The sequence below is a fragment of the Pseudoxanthomonas japonensis genome (genome assembly GCF_043632995.1).
GTDB classification, from domain to species: domain Bacteria; phylum Pseudomonadota; class Gammaproteobacteria; order Xanthomonadales; family Xanthomonadaceae; genus Pseudoxanthomonas_A; species Pseudoxanthomonas_A japonensis.
The window spans coordinates 718,578-735,662 of record NZ_CP171632.1 but is presented as its reverse complement, the minus strand read 5'-3'; the positions used below and the strand labels follow the sequence as shown (position 1 = coordinate 735,662).

Annotated in this window: 15 protein-coding genes; 8 read left to right on the top strand and 7 right to left on the bottom strand. The window is 67.7% G+C overall.

The features are described 5' to 3' along the window. The first annotated feature begins 83 nt into the window (after positions 1–83). Positions 84–623, top strand: a complete 540-nt coding sequence (locus tag ACGHX3_RS03205) for a hypothetical protein (RefSeq protein WP_202924128.1) — start codon at positions 84–86, stop codon at positions 621–623. Positions 624–630: 7 nt separating this feature from the next. Here ACGHX3_RS03205 and hmgA read toward each other — a convergent pair whose 3' ends face one another. Genes hmgA through hppD form a run of 3 tightly spaced genes read right to left on the bottom strand, consistent with a single transcriptional unit; the run spans position 631 to position 3,494 of the window. Continuing rightward, positions 631–1,926: a homogentisate 1,2-dioxygenase gene (hmgA, locus tag ACGHX3_RS03200; RefSeq protein WP_394697226.1), complete on the bottom strand. Its 1,296-nt coding sequence runs from the start codon at positions 1,924–1,926 to the stop codon at positions 631–633. Further along, positions 1,919–2,338 (bottom strand): endonuclease domain-containing protein, encoded by a 420-nt coding sequence (locus tag ACGHX3_RS03195; RefSeq protein ID WP_394696383.1) that lies wholly within the window; start codon positions 2,336–2,338, stop codon positions 1,919–1,921. Before ACGHX3_RS03195 ends, hmgA begins: the two co-directional genes overlap by 8 nt. Before the next feature lie 58 nt (positions 2,339–2,396). After that, on the bottom strand, positions 2,397–3,494 hold the full coding sequence (gene hppD, locus ACGHX3_RS03190; RefSeq protein WP_394696382.1) for a 4-hydroxyphenylpyruvate dioxygenase: 1,098 nt from the start codon (positions 3,492–3,494) through the stop codon (positions 2,397–2,399). Between the two features lie 77 nt (positions 3,495–3,571). On the opposite strand from hppD, the gene ACGHX3_RS03185 reads away from it, so the two are divergent. Beyond that, entirely contained in the window at positions 3,572–4,048 is a 477-nt protein-coding gene (locus tag ACGHX3_RS03185; RefSeq protein WP_394696381.1) for a MarR family winged helix-turn-helix transcriptional regulator, read from the top strand. 119 nt (positions 4,049–4,167) lie between these two features. Here ACGHX3_RS03185 and ACGHX3_RS03180 read toward each other — a convergent pair whose 3' ends face one another. From ACGHX3_RS03180 to ACGHX3_RS03165, 4 genes are all read right to left on the bottom strand, one after another. Next, positions 4,168–5,670, bottom strand: a complete 1,503-nt coding sequence (locus ACGHX3_RS03180; protein WP_162337033.1) for a peptide MFS transporter — start codon at positions 5,668–5,670, stop codon at positions 4,168–4,170. 185 nt (positions 5,671–5,855) lie between these two features. Continuing rightward, positions 5,856–7,433: an AbgT family transporter gene (locus tag ACGHX3_RS03175; protein ID WP_394696380.1), complete on the bottom strand. Its 1,578-nt coding sequence runs from the start codon at positions 7,431–7,433 to the stop codon at positions 5,856–5,858. 57 nt (positions 7,434–7,490) lie between these two features. Beyond that, positions 7,491–8,123 (bottom strand): energy-coupling factor ABC transporter permease, encoded by a 633-nt coding sequence (locus ACGHX3_RS03170; RefSeq protein WP_394696379.1) that lies wholly within the window; start codon positions 8,121–8,123, stop codon positions 7,491–7,493. Between the two features lie 13 nt (positions 8,124–8,136). After that, positions 8,137–8,997 carry a tryptophan 2,3-dioxygenase gene (locus ACGHX3_RS03165; RefSeq protein ID WP_394696378.1) on the bottom strand — a complete coding sequence of 287 codons (861 nt, stop codon included), beginning with the start codon at positions 8,995–8,997 and terminating at the stop codon, positions 8,137–8,139. A 208-nt stretch (positions 8,998–9,205) separates the two neighbouring features. Between ACGHX3_RS03165 and ACGHX3_RS03160 the strand changes: the two genes are divergently transcribed. The 6 genes from ACGHX3_RS03160 (at position 9,206) to ACGHX3_RS03135 (ending at position 17,053) form a co-directional block, all read left to right on the top strand. Beyond that, positions 9,206–12,451 carry a lamin tail domain-containing protein gene (locus ACGHX3_RS03160; protein WP_394696377.1) on the top strand — a complete coding sequence of 1,082 codons (3,246 nt, stop codon included), beginning with the start codon at positions 9,206–9,208 and terminating at the stop codon, positions 12,449–12,451. Positions 12,452–12,737: 286 nt separating this feature from the next. Further along, entirely contained in the window at positions 12,738–13,823 is a 1,086-nt protein-coding gene (pdhA, locus tag ACGHX3_RS03155; RefSeq protein ID WP_394696376.1) for a pyruvate dehydrogenase (acetyl-transferring) E1 component subunit alpha, read from the top strand. A gap of 8 nt (positions 13,824–13,831) precedes the next feature. Beyond that, complete coding sequence (locus ACGHX3_RS03150) at positions 13,832–14,875, top strand: alpha-ketoacid dehydrogenase subunit beta (RefSeq protein ID WP_394697225.1); 1,044 nt, start codon at positions 13,832–13,834, stop codon at positions 14,873–14,875. Beyond that, a complete protein-coding gene (locus ACGHX3_RS03145) occupies positions 14,875–15,243 on the top strand; it encodes an SH3 domain-containing protein (protein WP_394696375.1) in 369 nt (122 codons plus the stop codon). Before ACGHX3_RS03150 ends, ACGHX3_RS03145 begins: the two co-directional genes overlap by 1 nt. Next, positions 15,240–16,685, top strand: a complete 1,446-nt coding sequence (locus ACGHX3_RS03140; RefSeq protein ID WP_394696374.1) for a dihydrolipoamide acetyltransferase family protein — start codon at positions 15,240–15,242, stop codon at positions 16,683–16,685. Before ACGHX3_RS03145 ends, ACGHX3_RS03140 begins: the two co-directional genes overlap by 4 nt. After that, positions 16,682–17,053 (top strand): bleomycin resistance protein, encoded by a 372-nt coding sequence (locus ACGHX3_RS03135; protein WP_394696373.1) that lies wholly within the window; start codon positions 16,682–16,684, stop codon positions 17,051–17,053. The genes ACGHX3_RS03140 and ACGHX3_RS03135 overlap by 4 nt, the downstream gene beginning before the upstream one ends. Positions 17,054–17,085: the final 32 nt, after the last annotated feature.

Below are 17,085 nucleotides of genomic sequence, written 5' to 3'. Positions count from 1 at the left end.
CGTTAAGTCGCCGCGATGAAGCGCTGTCATCGGCACTTCATCGCACCCGGCTAGCCTGCGCACGGCCCGATCGACCCGTCGCCATGCGCCCAACCAAGACAGACCTCGCCCGCCAGACCCTGCTGGTCCATACCGGCACGCTCGGCATGCGCGAACGGCGTACGCTGATCCTCTGCGACGGGCAGCGCGATCTGGCGGAACTCGTCCGGCTGCTGGGCCAGGATGCACCGCTGCTGGTGCAACGCCTGATGCACGATGGCTACCTGACCGCGACGTTGTCGCGGCCGGAAGCAAGGTCCGCCGTCGAGCGCATCGTGGCGCCCGCTACGCCGGCGCCAACCGGACCACGACGTTCGCTGGTGGCTGCCAGGGTCTATCTGACGGGCATGCTGGAACTGCAGCGCGACGATGGCGCACGCCGCCATCGCGAACGCCTGCAGTCGCGGCTGGACGACGATGCGATGCTCGCGGCGCTGGCCGATGCGCTGCGTTTCCTCGAAGCACGCGTGGCGACGACGCTCGCCGGCCGCATCCGCGAACGCCTGCTGGAAGCGCTGCCGGAAGATGCGGCCCACCGGTTGCAGGACGTGTCCGACGCGACGCTGGACATCGCGGCGCGCTGACCGCGGCTCAGTCGGGACGCGTGAAGTGCTTGCGCAAGCCCGCCCAGCAGGCCTGGTAGTCGCGCTGACGGTGCGCCGCCTCGACGGCCTGGCGCGTGGGCCGGATCACCGCACGCGTCTCGAACATGAAGGCCATCGTGCCGGTGATGACGTCGGGCTTCGACAGGTCGGCGTTCGATGCCTTCTCGAACGTCGCCGCATCCGGCCCATGCCCGGTCATGCAGTTGTGCAGCGAGGCGCCGCCCGGCGCGAAGCCTTCGGCCTTGGCGTCGTACACGCCATGGATCAGGCCCATGAACTCGCTGGCGATGTTGCGATGGAACCACGGCGGCCGGAACGTGTCCTGCGCCACCAGCCAGCGCGGCGGAAAGATCACGAAATCCATGTTGCCGACACCGGGCGTGTCGCTGGGCGAGGTCAGCACCAGGAAGATCGACGGATCCGGATGATCGAAGCTGATCGACCCGATCGTGTTGAAGCGGCGCAGGTCGTAGCGGTACGGCGCGTAGTTGCCGTGCCAGCCCACGACGTCCAGCGGCGAATGGCCGATGTCGGCCCGCCACAGGTGGCCCTGGAACTTGGCGATCAGCTCGAACGCACCTTCCACGTCTTCGTACGCCGCGACCGGCGTTTCGAAGTCGCGCGGATTGGCCAGGCCGTTGGAGCCGATCGGCCCCAGGTCCGGCAGGCGCAGCGCCGCGCCGAAGTTCTCGCACACGTAGCCGCGCGCTTCGCCATCCAGCAGTTCGACCAGGAAGCGGACGCCGCGCGGAATCACCGCGATCTGCTGCGGCTCGATATCGATCACGCCGAACTCGGTGGCGATGCGCAGGCTACCCTGCTGCGGCACGATCAGCAGTTCGCCGTCGGCATCGTAGAAGTAGCGGCCCTGCATCGACCGGTTGGCGGCGTACAGGTGGATGCCGACGCCATGCATCGCATCCGGTGAACCGTTACCCGCCATCGTGTACAGACCGTCGACGAAGTCCGTCGGGGTTTCCGGCATCGGCAGCGGCGACCAGCGCATCTGGTCCGGCGACACCGGCCCCGCGCTGAAGTCGCTGTGCAGCCGGTGCTGTGCATACGGCGCGAACGGTCCGTGCATCGCCGCCGGACGGATGCGGTACAGCCAGCTGCGCCGGTTCTCCGCGCGCGGCGCGGTGAAGGCCGTCCCGCTCAGCTGTTCCGCATACAGCCCGTGCGCCACGCGCTGCGGCGAGTTGCGGCCCTCCGGCAGCGTACCGGCGATCGCCTCGCTGGCGAAGTGGTTGCCGAAGCCGGTCATGTAGTTGTCGCTACTCATCGTCACGCTCGCTTCTCGCTTGAGCCCCTCTCCCTTCGGGAGAGGGGTTGGGGTGAGGGTACGGCCGGCACACGGTGTTCCAGATCACCTCGACTACCGCCTCTGTCGCCCGCAATACATCATGGTCCCAGAAGCGCAGGATGGTCCAACCTTGAGATCGCAGGATCCGCGTCCTGGCGGCATCAAGCCGCGTCGTATGCTGCGATCCATCAAGTTCGACGATCAGTTTCTTGTCGATACAACAAAAATCGGCGACGTAAGGCGGAATCGGGTGCTGGCGACGGAACTTGAGCCCTTCGAGTCTTCGCCCACGCAGAACTTTCCAGAGTTTCAGCTCCGCATCCGTCATGATCCTGCGCAGACGGCGCGAATGCTCGAGCGTGGTGGTGGGTAACGGCGGCTTGATCTCCATGACGCCACCGTACCCTCACCCCAACCCCTCTCCCGTCGGGAGAGGGGCTCTTGCTACGTCAGAGAACCCCGCGCTTCATCTGGTCGCGCTCGATACTCTCGAACAGCGCCTGGAAATTGCCTTCGCCGAAGCCTTCGTTGCCCTTGCGCTGGATGATCTCGAAGAAGATCGGGCCGAGCGCGTTCTGGGTGAAGATCTGCAGCAGCTTGCGCTCCTTGGTCTCCACGTCGGCGTCGATCAGGATCTTGTTGCGGGCCAGGCGCGCGACGTCCTCGCCATGGTTGGGGATGCGCTGGTCGATCACGTCGAAGTAGGTATCCGGCGTATCGAGGAACTCGACGCCGGCCTCGCGCATGCGCTCGACCGTCGTATAGATGTCGTCGGTGAAGCAGGCGATGTGCTGGATGCCCTCGCCCTTGTAGGCGTCGAGGTATTCGTTGATCTGGCTCTTCGGATCGCTCGACTCGTTGAGCGGAATGCGCACCATGCCGTCCGGCGCGGTCATCGCCTTCGACAGCAGGCCGGTCTTGGCGCCCTTGATGTCGAAGTAGCGGATCTCGCGGAAGTTGAACAACCGCTCGTAGTAGTCCGCCCACTTGGCCATGTTGCCGTGGTAGAGGTTGTGGGTCAGGTGGTCGATGAAGGTCAGGCCGAAGCCTTTCGGCATCAGGTCGACGCCCGGCAGGTATTCGTAGTCCGGATCGTGGATGGTGCCCCGGTCGTCGTAGCGGTCGACGATGTAGAGCATGCAGCCGCCAATGCCCTTGATGACCGGCGCAGCGACGGCCTTGGTCAGTTCGTCGGCGGCGTCGAACGACTCGGCACCGTTCTTCAGTGCCTGCACGCGCGCCCACTCGGCCAGCTTCTTCACCCGGATCGCGAAACCGCAGGCACTGGGACCGTGCTCGGCGGCGAAGCGCGCAGCGAAGGAGTCCGGATCCTCGTTGATGAGGAAGGTGCAGTCGCCCTGGCGGTAGGTGCTGATGGCGCGCGTCCTGTGGCGCGCGACCTGCACGAAACCCAGCTTGCGGAAGTAGTCGTGCAGGTGGTGCGCCTGCCCGGCCGGCGCGGCGAACTCGACGAATTCGAAGCCGTCGATGCCCATCGGGTTGTCGAACGTCGTGGGCTGCATGCCCAGGTTGGGTTGTGCGTTCATGGGACGTCTCGCTAGGCTTGCGTGGATACGCGCCAATATAGTTTCAGACGAAACCACCTACAAGTAGCAGCGCACCAATGAGCCAGCCACCCGACAACCCGCCCATCCACGCCGATTTCGACCTCGACCGTCTGTTTTCCTACCGGTTGAGCGTGCTGTCCAACCGGATCAGCAGCGCGATCTCCCGCGAATACCACCGCCGTTTCGGGCTGGCCATCACCGAATGGCGGGTCATGGCGGTGCTCGGGCGCTTCCCCGGCCTGTCCGCCGGCGAGGTGGCCAACCGCACCGCGATGGACAAGGTGGCGGTCAGCCGGGCGGTCGCCCGCCTGCTGGAACGGGCGCTGATCCAGCGCGAGATCCATGGCGACGACCGCCGCCGCTCGGTGCTGGCGCTGACCGATGAGGGTTTCCGGGTCTACGACGAGGTGGCGCCGATGGTCATCGAGTACCACCAGCGCATGCTGGAGCCGCTGACCGAGGAGGAACGCACGATGCTCGATCGGTTGATCGACAAGCTGGCCGGGGAAGGCGTCAAGCGCATCGAGGGCTGAGGCCCTCCATCCCTGCAAACGAAAAACGGCGGCCGATGGCCGCCGTTTTTCTTTGGATCCCCGCCTTCGCGGGGATGACGCATTGGCAAAGCCGCGCGCTCTGCGCACGGGCCAATGCGTCACTTCACGCCGTGCATCAGGCGGTTGACCAGCGGGGCGACCAGGAACAGCAGCACGCCCGACCCGACCAGTGCCCAGAAGCCGAACGTGTAACCGGCGTGCGCCGACTGCACGGTCATGCCGCCTTCGCCGCTGACCTTGCCGGCGAAGATGCCGGCCAGGTTGTTGCCGATCGCGATCGAGAGGAACCAGCAACCCATCGCCATGCCGGCCAGACGCGCAGGCGCCAGCTTGGTCGTCATCGACAGGCCGATCGGCGACAGGCACAGCTCACCGACCGACTGGATGACGTAGACCATGAACAAGGTCCAGAACGGGATCTTGCCGTTGCCGTCGACCATGCTGTTCAGCGCGATCATCAGCAGCAGGAAGGCCAGGCCGTTGAAGATCAGGCCCAAGCCGAACTTGCGCGGGATCGACGGATTGTTCTTGCCCATCCGCACCCACATCCACGCCATGACCGGGGCCAGCGTGATGATGGCGATCGAGTTCACCGACTGGAACCACTCCAGCGGGAACACCCAGTCGCCGAAATCGCGGTTGACGATCTTGTCGGCGAGGAAGGTGAACGAGCTGCCCGCCTGCTCGAAGAACATCCAGAACAGCACGTTGAACACGAAGATGATCAGCATCGCCACGACCATGTCGCGCGCGACCTTGCCGTTGCGGGCGCCTTCGACCAGCAGCATCACCGCCGGCACGACGAACAGCGCCATCAGGATCGCCTGCAGCGCGCTCGCATCGATGGTCAGCAGGAAGTAGAACAGCGGGATGCCGACCACCAGGCCGAGCACAGCCACCAGGCCAACGCGGCCCAGGCCTTCCTGGCCGGGCGCCGGCAGGCCGATGCCCTTGAGCTGGCTGCGACCGACCCAGAACCAGATCAGGCTGGCGATCATGCCGATGCCCGCCGAAATGAACACCCACTGGTAATGCGGGTCTTCATTGGTGCCGAAGACCTTGCGCGCCAGCCAGCCGGTGATCACCGGGGCGATCATCGCGCCGATGTTGATGCCCATGTAGAAGATGGTGAAGCCGGCATCGCGGCGCGCATCGCCCTGGAAATACAGCTTGCCGACCATGGTGGAGATGATCGGCTTGAACAGGCCGTTGCCGACGATGATCGTGGCCAAGCCCAGCTTGAACAGCGGCTCGGTCGGCGAAGCCAGCAGGAACAGGCCCAGCGCCATGAACACCGCGCCGAGCAGGATCGAGCGCTGGAAGCCGATCAGCTTGTCGGCCACGTAACCGCCGAAGATCGCACCGGCATACACCAGCGCCAGGTAGGCGCCATACATCTCGCTGGCGGGCTTTTCGCCGGCCGCGTTGCCACCGTGGAACTGCGCCACGATGTACAGCACCATCGCCCAGCGGATGCCGTAGAACGCGAAGCGCTCCCAGAACTCCGACATGAAGAGCATCCACAGCGGACGCGGATGACCCAGGACCTGCTTGAATTCCGGTATCCGTTCCGGCGTTGGTGATTCGACGGCTCCGCTCATGCGGGCTCCCCCTTCTAAAGTGGTTCAGGACTTCAATCGTCCGTGCCGCAGGCACGGGACGCGCGAGGATTACCGACGCGGGCAGCGGGCGTCAAACCGGCCCGCAATGGCGTCCAGACCCAGGTCCCGCTGTTCAGGGAGCCAAGTGGTTGCAGGAGAAAGGATTTTCTTTGCGCATGGCCCGCTCAGGCCGGCGCGTACTCGTAGCTCGCGCCCACGCCCAGCGGCAGTCCCAGCGCCCAGTAGCCCAGCAGGAACAGGGTCCACGTGCCCAGCAGGGCCAGCGAGTACGGCAGCATCATGGCGATCAGCGTACCGATGCCCGTGCCGGTGACATAGCGCCGGCAGTAGACGACGATCAGCGGGAAGTACGGCATCAGGGGCGTGATGATGTTGGTGGTCGAATCGCCCACCCGATAGGCGGCCTGGGTCAAGTCGGGCGACACGCCCAGCTGCATCAGCATGGGCACCAGGATCGGACCGATCAGCCCCCACTTGGCCGAGGCCGAGCCGATCAGCAGGTTCACCGAACCGGTGAGCACGATGATGCCGGCCAGCGTGATGCCCATCGGCAGTCCCAGCGAACGCAGCAGGTCCGCGCCCTCCACCGCCACCAGTGCGCCCAGGTTCGAGTTGCCGAACGCGGCGATGAACTGCGCGCAGAAGAACGCCATGACGATGTAGTAACCCATCCCGCTCATCGCCTTGGCCATGCCCTGGATGATGTCCCGGTGCGTCTTGACCGTGCCGGCCGCGTAACCGTAGACGATGCCGGGCAGCAGGAAGAACACGAAGATCAGCGCCACGATGGACTGCATCAGCGGCGCGGCGGGCGCCAGCAAGGGGTGCGTCTGCGGCGGCACCTGCTCGGCCGCTGCGCGCCACGGCGAATCGTCGCCGGCCAGGCTCCATCCGAACAGCGCCACCGCCACCACCATCGCCCCCAGCGCCCAGGCCAGGCCGCGGTTCTCCGCGCGCGCCACCGCTTCCATCTGCGGCAGACCGGCCGGGTCGCCATCCACCGGCGTGCCACGCAGGCGCGGTTCGATCACGCGGTCGGTCAGGAACCAGCCCACCAGCACGATCAGCAGCGTGGACGCGGAGGTGAAGTAGAAATTGTTGAGTGGATTGATCTCCAGCGTCGGCGCGACCACCTGCGCTGCGGTCTGGGTCAGGCCGGCGAGCATCGGATCGAGCGAGGACGGGATGCCCACGGTGGCGGAGAAACCGCCCGACACGCCCGCGAACGCGGCCGCGATGCCGGCGAGCGGATGCCGCCCGGCGGCATAGAAGATCACCGCGCCCAGCGGAATCACCAGTACGTAGCCCGCATCCACGGCCACATGGCTGAGGATGCCGACCAGGATCAGCATCGGCGTCAGCAGCGTGCGCGGCGTGACCGACAGGATCTTGCGCAGCACCGCATTGATGAAGCCGGTGTGCTCGGCCACGCCCAGCCCCAGCATCGCCACCAGCACCACGCCCAATGGCGGGAAGTTGACGAACGTCCGCACCAGCCCCGCCATGAACCCGGTCAAGGACGTGCCCGCGAGTTGGTTCGCCACCTCGATGGGCTGGCCGGAGCGCGGATCGATGGCTTCGAACGACACCCCCGACAACCACCAGGACACCCCCCACACCAGCACCATCAGGATCAGGAACAGCACGGCCGGATCGGGCAACCGGTTGCCGGTCCGTTCGACCAGGTCCAGCAGGCGGGTGGCGAGGCTGCGCGGGGCGTTCTCCGGACGGACGTCGGTCATCGTGCGGCAGGTTCCTTCAAGGGGTTCCTCCGCATGCTACCAGCCCGGCCTCAACGCTCAGTGCGGCCGGAGGTAGCGCGCGTCGTCGAACGTGCTGCACCACTGCGGCCGGTAGACCACGACCAGCGCCATGACGCCGCCGCACAGGAAGGCTTCGCCGAACATCATCAACGGCGTGGCGAGCAGGTAGAAGGACGCGCCCGGCATGTCCAACCACACGGCGACCAGGTACTTGGCGAGGTTGCACACCGCGATCGCCAGCGCACCGCCCACGAAACCCTGCACCAGTACGTAAGTGAACAGGTTCGGCGGCAACCTGCGCTCGCACCAGCGCGACCACGCCCAGCCCAGCGCGACCGGCACGACGGCCGTGGCGAGGAAGTCCGGGCCCGGACCCAGCCAGACGTAGCCGAACGGCCATGCCACCAGCGACACCACCGCCAGCGCCCACAGCGCGAACGCCGGCCCGAACATCAGCACCGCGACCATCGCACCGATGAAATTCAGCTGCACGCCCGCCAGGCCATGCGTGTTGAAGATGCGCAGAAGCAGCAGCGCCATGGTCGCGATGCCGAGTACGCGCTGCGCTTCTTCATCGTCCCTCAGCTTGTGCCAGGGCAGCCGGGTAGCGGCGACCGCCAGCAGCGACACGCCCAGTACTGCGGACGTCCACGGCAGCAGCACCGGCACGTGCATTCCGGGGTCAGCGACCGGGCCCGATCGAGGTGCGTACGTCGAACAGTTCGGGGAAGAACGTCAGCTCCAGCGCCTGTCGCAGGAAGCCGACGCCGCTCGACCCGCCGGTGCCGCGCTTGAAGCCGATGATGCGCATCACCGTGCGCATGTGGCGGAAACGCCACAGCTGGAACTGGCTTTCCAGGTCCACCAGGTCCTCGCACAGCGAGTACTCGCGCCAGTAGCGGTCGGTGTCTTCGTAGATCGCCTCGAACACCGGCAGCAACGCGGCATCCGCCGCATGCGACTGGCGCCAGTCGCGCTGCAGGTGCTGCGCCGGGATCGCGTGGCCCCAGCGCGCGAGGTACATCAGGAACTCGTCGTACAGGCTGGGCGCATCCAGCACGGCTTCCAGGCCGGCATGGCCTTCCGGATCGTGCGAGAACACCTTCAGCATCGCCGCGTTCTTGTTGCCCAGCAGGAACTCGATGGTGCGGTACTGCAGCGACTGGAAACCGGACGATGGGCCCAACAGGTCGCGGAAGCCCATGTACTCGGACGGCGTCAGCGTCTCCAGCACCGACCACTGCTCGGTCAGCTGGCGCAGCACCTGCTTGGCGCGCGCCAGCACCTTGCGGCACTGCCAGACCTGGTCGCGCTGCAGGAAGCCGGTCGCCGCACGCAGTTCGTGGATCATCAGCTTCATCCACAGCTCCGACACCTGGTGCTGGACGATGAAGAGCATCTCGTCGTGGTGCGGCGGGTCCGACACCGGATGCTGCGCCGACAGCAGGCGGTCCAGCTGCAGGTAGCCGCCGTAGCTCAGGCGGCCCGACAGGTCGGTGTGGATGCCCGCTTCCAGCGGGCGTTCGTTCTTCTCTACGGCCATCCGTCGATCAACCGGGGCGCCACGGGGCAGCGGGGGCGCCAGCGTAACCGATGGCGGACGGCCGCCCGGACAAGACGAACAAAAACGGGCACTTATGTCACGGGTATGAAATGCGTGTAGCCCACGCTTTGGTTACATTGCGTCGGCCGGGGGTGGCATCGCCTCCGACGGGGGGCGGCGTCCAATCCACTGAGGGAGAACCCGTTACATGGAAATGCCACGGGGCCGCGTTGCGGCCGTGCTCGCGTCTTTCGCCTTGCTCTTCGCCGCCTCGTCGGTGCAGGCACAGGTGGTCATCAGCCAGGTCTACGGTGGCGGCGGCAACAGCGGCGCCACGCTGAAGAGCGACTTCATCGAGCTGCGCAACAACGGACCCACCGCGGTGGACCTGACCGGCTGGAGCGTGCAGTACACCTCCGCGGCCGGCACCACCTGGAGCGGACGCACCCCCCTCACCGGCAGCATCCCGGCCGGCGGCTTCTACCTGGTCCAGCAGGCGCAGGGGACCGGCGGCACGGTCGACCTGCCCGCCCCGGATGCCGTGGGCACCATCGCGATGAGCGGTACGGCCGGCAAGGTCGCGCTGAGCCGCAGCACCACCGCGCTGACCGGCGCCTGCCCGACTGCCGATGCCAATGTGGTCGACTTCGTCGGCTTCGGCAGCACCGCCACCTGCTTCGAAGGCAGCGCGCCGACCGGCACGCTCAGCAACACCACCGCCGCGCTGCGGGGCGGCGATGGCAGCATCGACACCGACAACAACGGCGCCGACTTCGCGGTTGGTGCGCCGAACCCGCGCAACAGCGGTGCCGAGCCACCGGAACCGCCCGATCCGCCGGTGGCCCTGACCATCGCGCAGATCCAGGGTAGCGGGCTGCTGTCGCCGTATAACGGCAAGCGCGTGGTGACCGAAGGCATCGTCACCGCGATCAAGTTCAACAACGGCTTCTTCCTGCAGGCCGCCAACGATGACGGCGACCCGGCCACGTCCGACGCCGTGTTCGTGTTCACCAGCAGCGCACCGCCGGCCACCGCCGCCGTCGGCACCCGCGTGCGCGTGACCGGCACGGTCGAGGAATACACGCCCTCGTCCAACCCGCACCAGTTGGCGATCACCGAGATCGTCACCCCGACGGTCGAGGTGCTGGACACCGGCGTCGCCCTGCCTGCCGCGATCGAACTGACCGCCGCCGAGCTGGGCCCCGACGCCCTGCCCGGCACGCTGGAACGCTTCGAAGGCATGCGCGTCAGCGTGGCGCAGTCGGTGGTCATCGCGCCATCCGGTGGCAGCCTCAGCGAAGCCAATGCCACCGCCAGCAGCGACGGCGTGTTCCACGTCGCCCTGCCCGGCGTCGCGCGTCCGTTCCGCGAGCCCGGCATCGCCGTGATGGATGCCATCACCCTGCCCGCCGGCAAGAACCCGCCGCGCTTCGACACCAACCAGGAACGCCTGATGGTGCGCAGCCGTGGCCAGGTGGGCGCGGTGCCGCTGTCGGTCGACACCGGTGCCGAGGTCGCAGGCCTGATCGGCGTGCTCGACTACTTCGCCGGCACCTGGGCCGTGCTGCCCGACGTCGGTACGCCGCCGACCGTGACCGGCGGCCGCCTGCCGGAAGCCGTCAACGACGCCAGCTACGACGAAGTCACCATCGGCAGCTTCAACCTGCTGCGCCTGTTCGACGAGGTTAACGACAGCAACGGCGCCGTGACGCTGACGCCGGCCGCGCTGGACAAGCGCCTGTCCAAGGCGGCGCTGGCGATCTGCGACTACCTCAAGGCCCCGGACATCGTGGGTGCGGTGGAAGTGGAGAACCTGCGCGTGCTGCAGCTGCTGTCCGAGCGCATCGACGCCACCTGCGCCGCGCGTCCGGGCTATGTCCCGTACCTGCAGCCGGGCAACGACGTGGGCGGCATCAACGTCGGCTTCCTGGTGAGCGCTCGCCAGATCGCCGGCGGCACGGCCCGCGTCGAAGTGCTGGATGTCGCGCAGTTCGGCAAGGAAACCACCATCGCCAATCCGAACGGCACCACCAGCCTGCTCAACGACCGTCCGCCGCTGCGCCTGCGCGCCCGCGTGCACCAGGATGCGACGTCGAGCTATCCGCTGACGGTCATCGTCAACCACCTGCGTTCGCTCAACGACATCAACGACACCCTGCCCGGCAGCAGCGGCTGGGCCACCGGCGGCGAGCGCGTGCGGGTCAAGCGCGGCGCGCAGGCGGTCTACCTGGCGCAGCTGGTGCAGGAGATGCAGCAGGCGAACCCGGACGAGAAGATCGTGCTGGTCGGCGACTTCAACGCGTTCGAGTTCAACGACGGCTACGTCGACGTGCTCGGCATCATCAAGGGCGAAGCGGCACCGGAAGACCAGGTGCTGACGTACATGGCCAGCCCGCTGACCACGCCGCTGGTGGACGGTTCGCAGCTGATCGCCGACCCGGCGCAGCGCTACTCGTATTCGTTCGAGGGCAATGCGCAGACGCTGGACCACGTGCTGGTCAACGAGTCGCTGGTGATGGACGCCGCGCTGCGCGTGGACCATGCGCGCATCAACGCGGACTTCGGTACGGACAACTTCGGCGACGCATCGCTGGCGATCCGTTCGTCCGACCACGACCCGGTGCGCCTGACCATCCGCGTGCCCTCGTTCGCCCGCGCCGACCTGTCGGCCACGGTGTCGGCCGACCGCGCCACCGCCAACGTCGGCGAGACCGTGCGTTACACCGCCACGGTGCGCAATGCCGGCCCGGGTGCCGCTTCGCCGGCCGCGTTCGCTTTCGTGTTCTCGGCCGAACTGTCGCCGTCGCTGGCCACGCTGCCCGCGGGCTGGAGCTGCGCCGCCGCGGAAGTCACCGGCGGTACGACCCGCGTCGCCTGCACCGTGCCGTCGCTGGCCGTCGGCAGCGACGCGACGTTCGCCATCGACGCCATCGTCCCGGCCAGTGCCTCCGGTACCGCGCTGGGCCTGGGCGTGTCGGCCAACTCCACCGTGCTCGACCCGGCGAACGGCGACAACGTGGCCTCGGTCTCCGTGGCCATCGCCGCGCTGCCGACCCGCAAGGCCGACCTGTCGGTGAAGCTGGCCGGCGGTGCGCTGCCGCTGCTGCGCAACACCATCGCCACCGTGCTGGTACCGGTCCGCAATGCCGGTCCGGACACCGCCGAGCAGGTCAAGGTGGTGCTGTCCACGAATGTCGAGGCGCGCTACGCCGCGGTCGCCGCACCGAGCGGCTGGTCCTGCACGCGCGTGCAGGACACGATCGACGGGTCGAAGGCCGAGTGCACCCGTCGCGGCGCCATGGCCAAGGGCGTGCAGACGCTGGCCTTCGCGATGGTCGTGCCCGGCAAGCCGAAGCGCGGCACCTCGTTCGAGTTCGAAGCCACGGTGAGCAGCGACACGCCGGACCCGAACGCGGACAACAACCACGACAAGCTCGTCCAGCGCATCCGCTGAACTTTCGCGACATCGTGGGGTCGACAGGGGCGCGGGCAACCGCGCCCCTTGTCGTTCCGGAGGCGCCGTTCGCGCATGATGGGACGCACGACACGTCCAGCCCACCCGAGCGGCAGGCGGACTGACACCGAACGACATCCGGCAACCGCCTGTTTCCGCACCGTTTTCGCCCGGCGACGCACGCCATTCGCCCTCGTCTTGCTGCATTGCACGAAGGCTGCCGGACGCTCCGTCCCTAAAATTACATTTGAAACCAATTCCGCCGGCCGACGAGAACACCGTCCAGATGACCACCGCCGCAAGCTTCACCATCGAATACCTGCAGTACCTCGGGCCCGACGGCACCCTGGTGCGCGACGACCTTCCCGACGCCGGGCGCGACGTCGCCCGCCTGCGCGAGCTGTTCAAGCAGATGCTGTTCGTCCGCACCTTCGATACCAAGGCCATTGCGCTGCAGCGCACCGGCAAGCTGGGCACGTACGCCGCCTGCCTGGGCCATGAGGCCACCCACGTCGGCATCGGCGCCTCGATGCGCGCCGGCGACGTGTATGCCCCCAGCTATCGCGAGTACGGCGCCATGTTCATGCGTGGCGTGAAGCCGCGCGACGTGCTGATGTACTGGGGCGGCGACGAGCGCGGCAGCGACTACGACCGCAGCAGCGACGCCCGCAATGATTTCCCGTTCTGCGTGCCGATCTCCACCCAGTGCCTGCACGCTGCCGGCGCCGCGCTGTCGTTCAAGCTGCGCAAGCAGGACCACATCGCGGTGGCGACCTGCGGCGACGGTGGCTCGTCGAAGACCGACTTCTACGCCGCGCTGAACTCCGCCGGCGCCTACGAACTGCCGCTGGTGCTGGGCGTGATCAACAACGGCTGGGCCATTTCGGTGCCGCGCAGTGCGCAGACCGGTGCGCAGACGCTGGCGCAGAAGGGTCTGGCCGGCGGCTTGCACTGTCTGCAAGTCGATGGCAACGACCTGATCGCCGTGCTGGAAGGTATGCGCCGCGCCAGCGAGCGCGCCCGCAAGGGCCAGGGCGGCACGGTGATCGAATTCGTCACCTACCGACTGTCCGACCACACCACCGCCGACGACGCCCGCCGCTACCGCGACGACGCCGAAGTGAAAGCCGGCTGGGAACGCGAGCCGATGACACGCCTGCGCACCTGGCTGACCGCCCAGGGTGCGTGGAGCGAGGCCGACGAAGCCGCGTGGAAGGAGGAATGCGGCGCGCGCGTGGACGAAGAGGTCAACGCCTACCTCAACACGCCGGTGCAGCCGGTCGAAGCGATGTTCGACTACCTGTACGCCGATCCGCCGCCGGAACTGTTGCAGCAGCGCGCTGCAGCGATCGCCGCGGAGAACCGCCCATGAGCACCGTCATGAAGCCCGAGAACAAGCCTGTGGGAGCGACGTCAGTCGCGAAACCGGACACTGCGGCGACCCCGGCCGCGATCACCCTGATCGAAGCCATCACCCAGGCGCTGGCTTGGGAGATCGCGCACGACGATGCCGTGCTGGTGCTGGGCGAGGACGTCGGCGTGAACGGCGGCGTGTTCCGCGCCACCGCCGGCCTGCAGCAGAAGTTCGGTCCCGAGCGCGTGCTGGACACGCCGCTGGACGAGACCACCATCGCCGGCCTGACCATCGGCCTGGCCGCGCAGGGCATGAAGCCGGTCGCCGAAGCGCAGTTCGACGGCTTCGTCTACCCGATGGTCGACCACATCATCTGCCACGCCGCACGCCTCCGCACGCGTACGCGCGGCCGCCTGCACTGCCCGATGGTGCTGCGCGTGCCGTGGGGCGGCGGTATCCGCGCGCCGGAGCACCACAGCGAAGCCAACGAGGCCATCTTCACCAACGTGCCCGGCCTGCGCGTGGTGATGCCGTCCTCGCCGCAGCGCGCCTACGGTCTGCTGCTGGCGGCGATCCGCGACCCGGATCCGGTCATCTACATGGAACCGAAGCGCATCTACCGCCAGTACAAGGAAGTGGTCGCCGACGACGGCGAAGCGCTGCCGCTGGACGTGTGCTTCGTGCTGCGCGACGGCACCGACGTGACCCTGGTGACCTGGGGCGCGCAGGTGAAGGAAGCGCTGGAAGCCGCCGACAAGCTGGCCGGCGAAGGCATCAGCGCGGAAGTCATCGATGTCGCCACGCTGCGTCCGCTCGACTTCGACACCATCGCCGAATCCGTCGCCAAGACCGGCCGCTGCGTGATCGTGCACGAAGCGCCGCGCACCGCCGGCTTCGGCGCCGAGATCGCCGCGCGCCTGGCCGAGCACTCGATGTACGACCTGCTGGCACCGGTCGAGCGCGTCACCGGCTACGACACGCACATCCCGCTGTTCCGCCTGGAAATGAAGTACCTGCCCAGCGTCGACAAGATCGTCGCCGCGGCGAAGCGGGCGATGGCGGCGGGCTGATGCGGGCCCGCGCCCTCCGCGACTACCGCACGCAGTACACGAACCCCATCCGGTTCGCGCGCGGCGACGTGGTCGCGCTGGGCGCACGCGACACCGAGTGGCCGGCATTCGCCTGGACCACCACCGCCGACGGCAACGCCGGCTGGGCGCCGGTGGACTGGCTGCAGCCGAACGGCGACGGCCACGCCGTGGCCTTGCGCGACTATTCCGCGCAGGAACTGGACGTGCAGGCGAACGACACCGTCACGCTCGAGCACGAACTGGGCGACTGGTGGTGGTGCACGCACGCGGACGGCCGCAGTGGCTGGCTGCCGGCGCGCGACCTGCAACCGATCAACGAAACGACTTCCGAAGAGACATCCGAATGAGCGAGAGCAAGACCTTCCACCTTCCCGACCTGGGCGAAGGCCTCCCGGACGCCACCATCGTCGAGTGGTTCGTCAAGGAAGGCGACGTGATCCGGCTGGACGAACCGCTGGTATCGATGGAGACGGCGAAGGCCGTCGTCGAAGTGCCCTCGCCCGTTTCCGGCAAGGTGGTGAAGCTGGCCGGCGCGGCCGGCGACATCGTCGTGACCGGCAGCATGTTGGCGGTGTTCGAACCCGATGCCAGCCTGCCGCAGCGCGCGGAAGGCCAGGACACCGGCCATCACCACGGACCGCCTAAGCCGGCGGTGGGAGCGACGTCAGTCGCGAATCCGACATCCGATGCTCCCTCGATCGCGACTGACGTCGCTCCCACGGCTGCCGAGGCCGATGCCGGCACCGTCGTCGGCGCGATGCAGTCGTCCAACGCCGTGCATACCGAACAGGCCGTCGCCGTCGGCGGCGTCAAGGCGATGCCGGCCGTGCGCGCGATGGCGAAGAAACTGGGTGTGGACCTGTCGCGCGTCCGCGCGACCGGTGCCGACGGCGCGGTGACGATGCAGGACGTGAAGCAGGCGGCCGCAGACGGTTCTACTCTGCTCCCCGCTCCCACCGGGAGAGGGGTCGGGGGAGAGGGTGCGCAGCATGCGATTGCTCGTGCTCGCACCGAACCCTCATCCGCCCCCGTATCGAGTACGGGGCAGGCTCTTCGGGCACCTTCTCCCGAGGGGAGAAGGGAAGATCAGCGCACCACGCTGTCCGCCAGCGGCAAGCCGATGCGCACGCAGCCGCCGGGCGTGTCCGTCAGCGGCCAGCCGGAACAACTGAAGGGCGTGCGCCGGAACATGGCGCGGGTGATGGCCGAGGCCCACGCCAAGGTCGTGCCGACCACGCTGAGCGACGACGCCGACATCCATGCGTGGACGCCGGGCAACGACATGACCGGCCGCCTCGTCCGCGCCATCGTGCGTGCGTGCAAGACGGTACCGGCGATGAATGCCTGGTTCGACGGCGACAAGCTGACGCGTACGCTGCATCCCCAGGTGGATATCGGCATCGCGGTGGATACCGACGATGGCCTGTTCGTGCCGGCGCTGCGCAATGCCGACCTGCTGGACGCCGGCAGCGTGCGCGAGAGCATCAACCGCCTGCGCGTGCAGGTGGAAGACCGCAGCATCCCGCCGTCGGAACTGACCGGCTACACGATCTCGCTGTCCAACTTCGGCATGTTCGCCGGCCGCTACGCCACGCCCGTCGTGGTGCCGCCATGCGTCGCGATCGTCGCCGCGGGCCGCGCGCGCCACCAGGTCACGCCGGTCATGGGCGGCTTCGAATCGCACAAGGTCATCCCGCTGTCGGTGACGTTCGACCACCGCGCCTGCACGGGCGGCGAGGCCGCGCGTTTCCTCAAGGCCCTGATCGACGACCTCGCCCTGCCGGCATGACCTTCCGCCGGCTCACGCCGATGCTGCGTACGCCGGACCTGCCCGGCACGCTCGCGTTCTACCGCGACGTGCTGGGCTTCGAGCTGGCGTCGGGCGCACCGGAACACGGCTGGCTGGCATTGCGTCGCGACAGCGCCGAGCTGATGCTGTCTGCGCCCAACGACCACGAAGGCGACACCGCGCCGGCGTTCACCGGCTCGCTGTACCTGGAGGTCGCCGACGTCGATGCGCTGTGGGATGCCGTGCGCGACCACGCGCGCGTCTGCTACACGCCGGAGACCTTCGCCTACGGCATGCGCGAATTCGCGATCCACGACAACAACGGCTACCTGTTGCAGTTCGGCACCCCGGTCTGCGACGACGCCTGACCGCGAACGGTGGCAGGATGACGCCGTCGTCC

Coding starts and splice junctions, on each gene's coding strand:
- ACGHX3_RS03205 (WP_202924128.1), top strand. CDS start 84: ATGCGCCCAACCAAGACAGACCTCGCCCGCCAGACCCTGCTGGTCCAT.
- hmgA (WP_394697226.1), bottom strand. CDS start 1,926: ATGAGTAGCGACAACTACATGACCGGCTTCGGCAACCACTTCGCCAGC.
- ACGHX3_RS03195 (WP_394696383.1), bottom strand. CDS start 2,338: ATGGAGATCAAGCCGCCGTTACCCACCACCACGCTCGAGCATTCGCGC.
- hppD (WP_394696382.1), bottom strand. CDS start 3,494: ATGAACGCACAACCCAACCTGGGCATGCAGCCCACGACGTTCGACAAC.
- ACGHX3_RS03185 (WP_394696381.1), top strand. CDS start 3,572: ATGAGCCAGCCACCCGACAACCCGCCCATCCACGCCGATTTCGACCTC.
- ACGHX3_RS03180 (WP_162337033.1), bottom strand. CDS start 5,670: ATGAGCGGAGCCGTCGAATCACCAACGCCGGAACGGATACCGGAATTC.
- ACGHX3_RS03175 (WP_394696380.1), bottom strand. CDS start 7,433: ATGACCGACGTCCGTCCGGAGAACGCCCCGCGCAGCCTCGCCACCCGC.
- ACGHX3_RS03165 (WP_394696378.1), bottom strand. CDS start 8,997: ATGGCCGTAGAGAAGAACGAACGCCCGCTGGAAGCGGGCATCCACACC.
- ACGHX3_RS03160 (WP_394696377.1), top strand. CDS start 9,206: ATGGAAATGCCACGGGGCCGCGTTGCGGCCGTGCTCGCGTCTTTCGCC.
- pdhA (WP_394696376.1), top strand. CDS start 12,738: ATGACCACCGCCGCAAGCTTCACCATCGAATACCTGCAGTACCTCGGG.
- ACGHX3_RS03150 (WP_394697225.1), top strand. CDS start 13,832: ATGAAGCCCGAGAACAAGCCTGTGGGAGCGACGTCAGTCGCGAAACCG.
- ACGHX3_RS03145 (WP_394696375.1), top strand. CDS start 14,875: ATGCGGGCCCGCGCCCTCCGCGACTACCGCACGCAGTACACGAACCCC.
- ACGHX3_RS03140 (WP_394696374.1), top strand. CDS start 15,240: ATGAGCGAGAGCAAGACCTTCCACCTTCCCGACCTGGGCGAAGGCCTC.
- ACGHX3_RS03135 (WP_394696373.1), top strand. CDS start 16,682: ATGACCTTCCGCCGGCTCACGCCGATGCTGCGTACGCCGGACCTGCCC.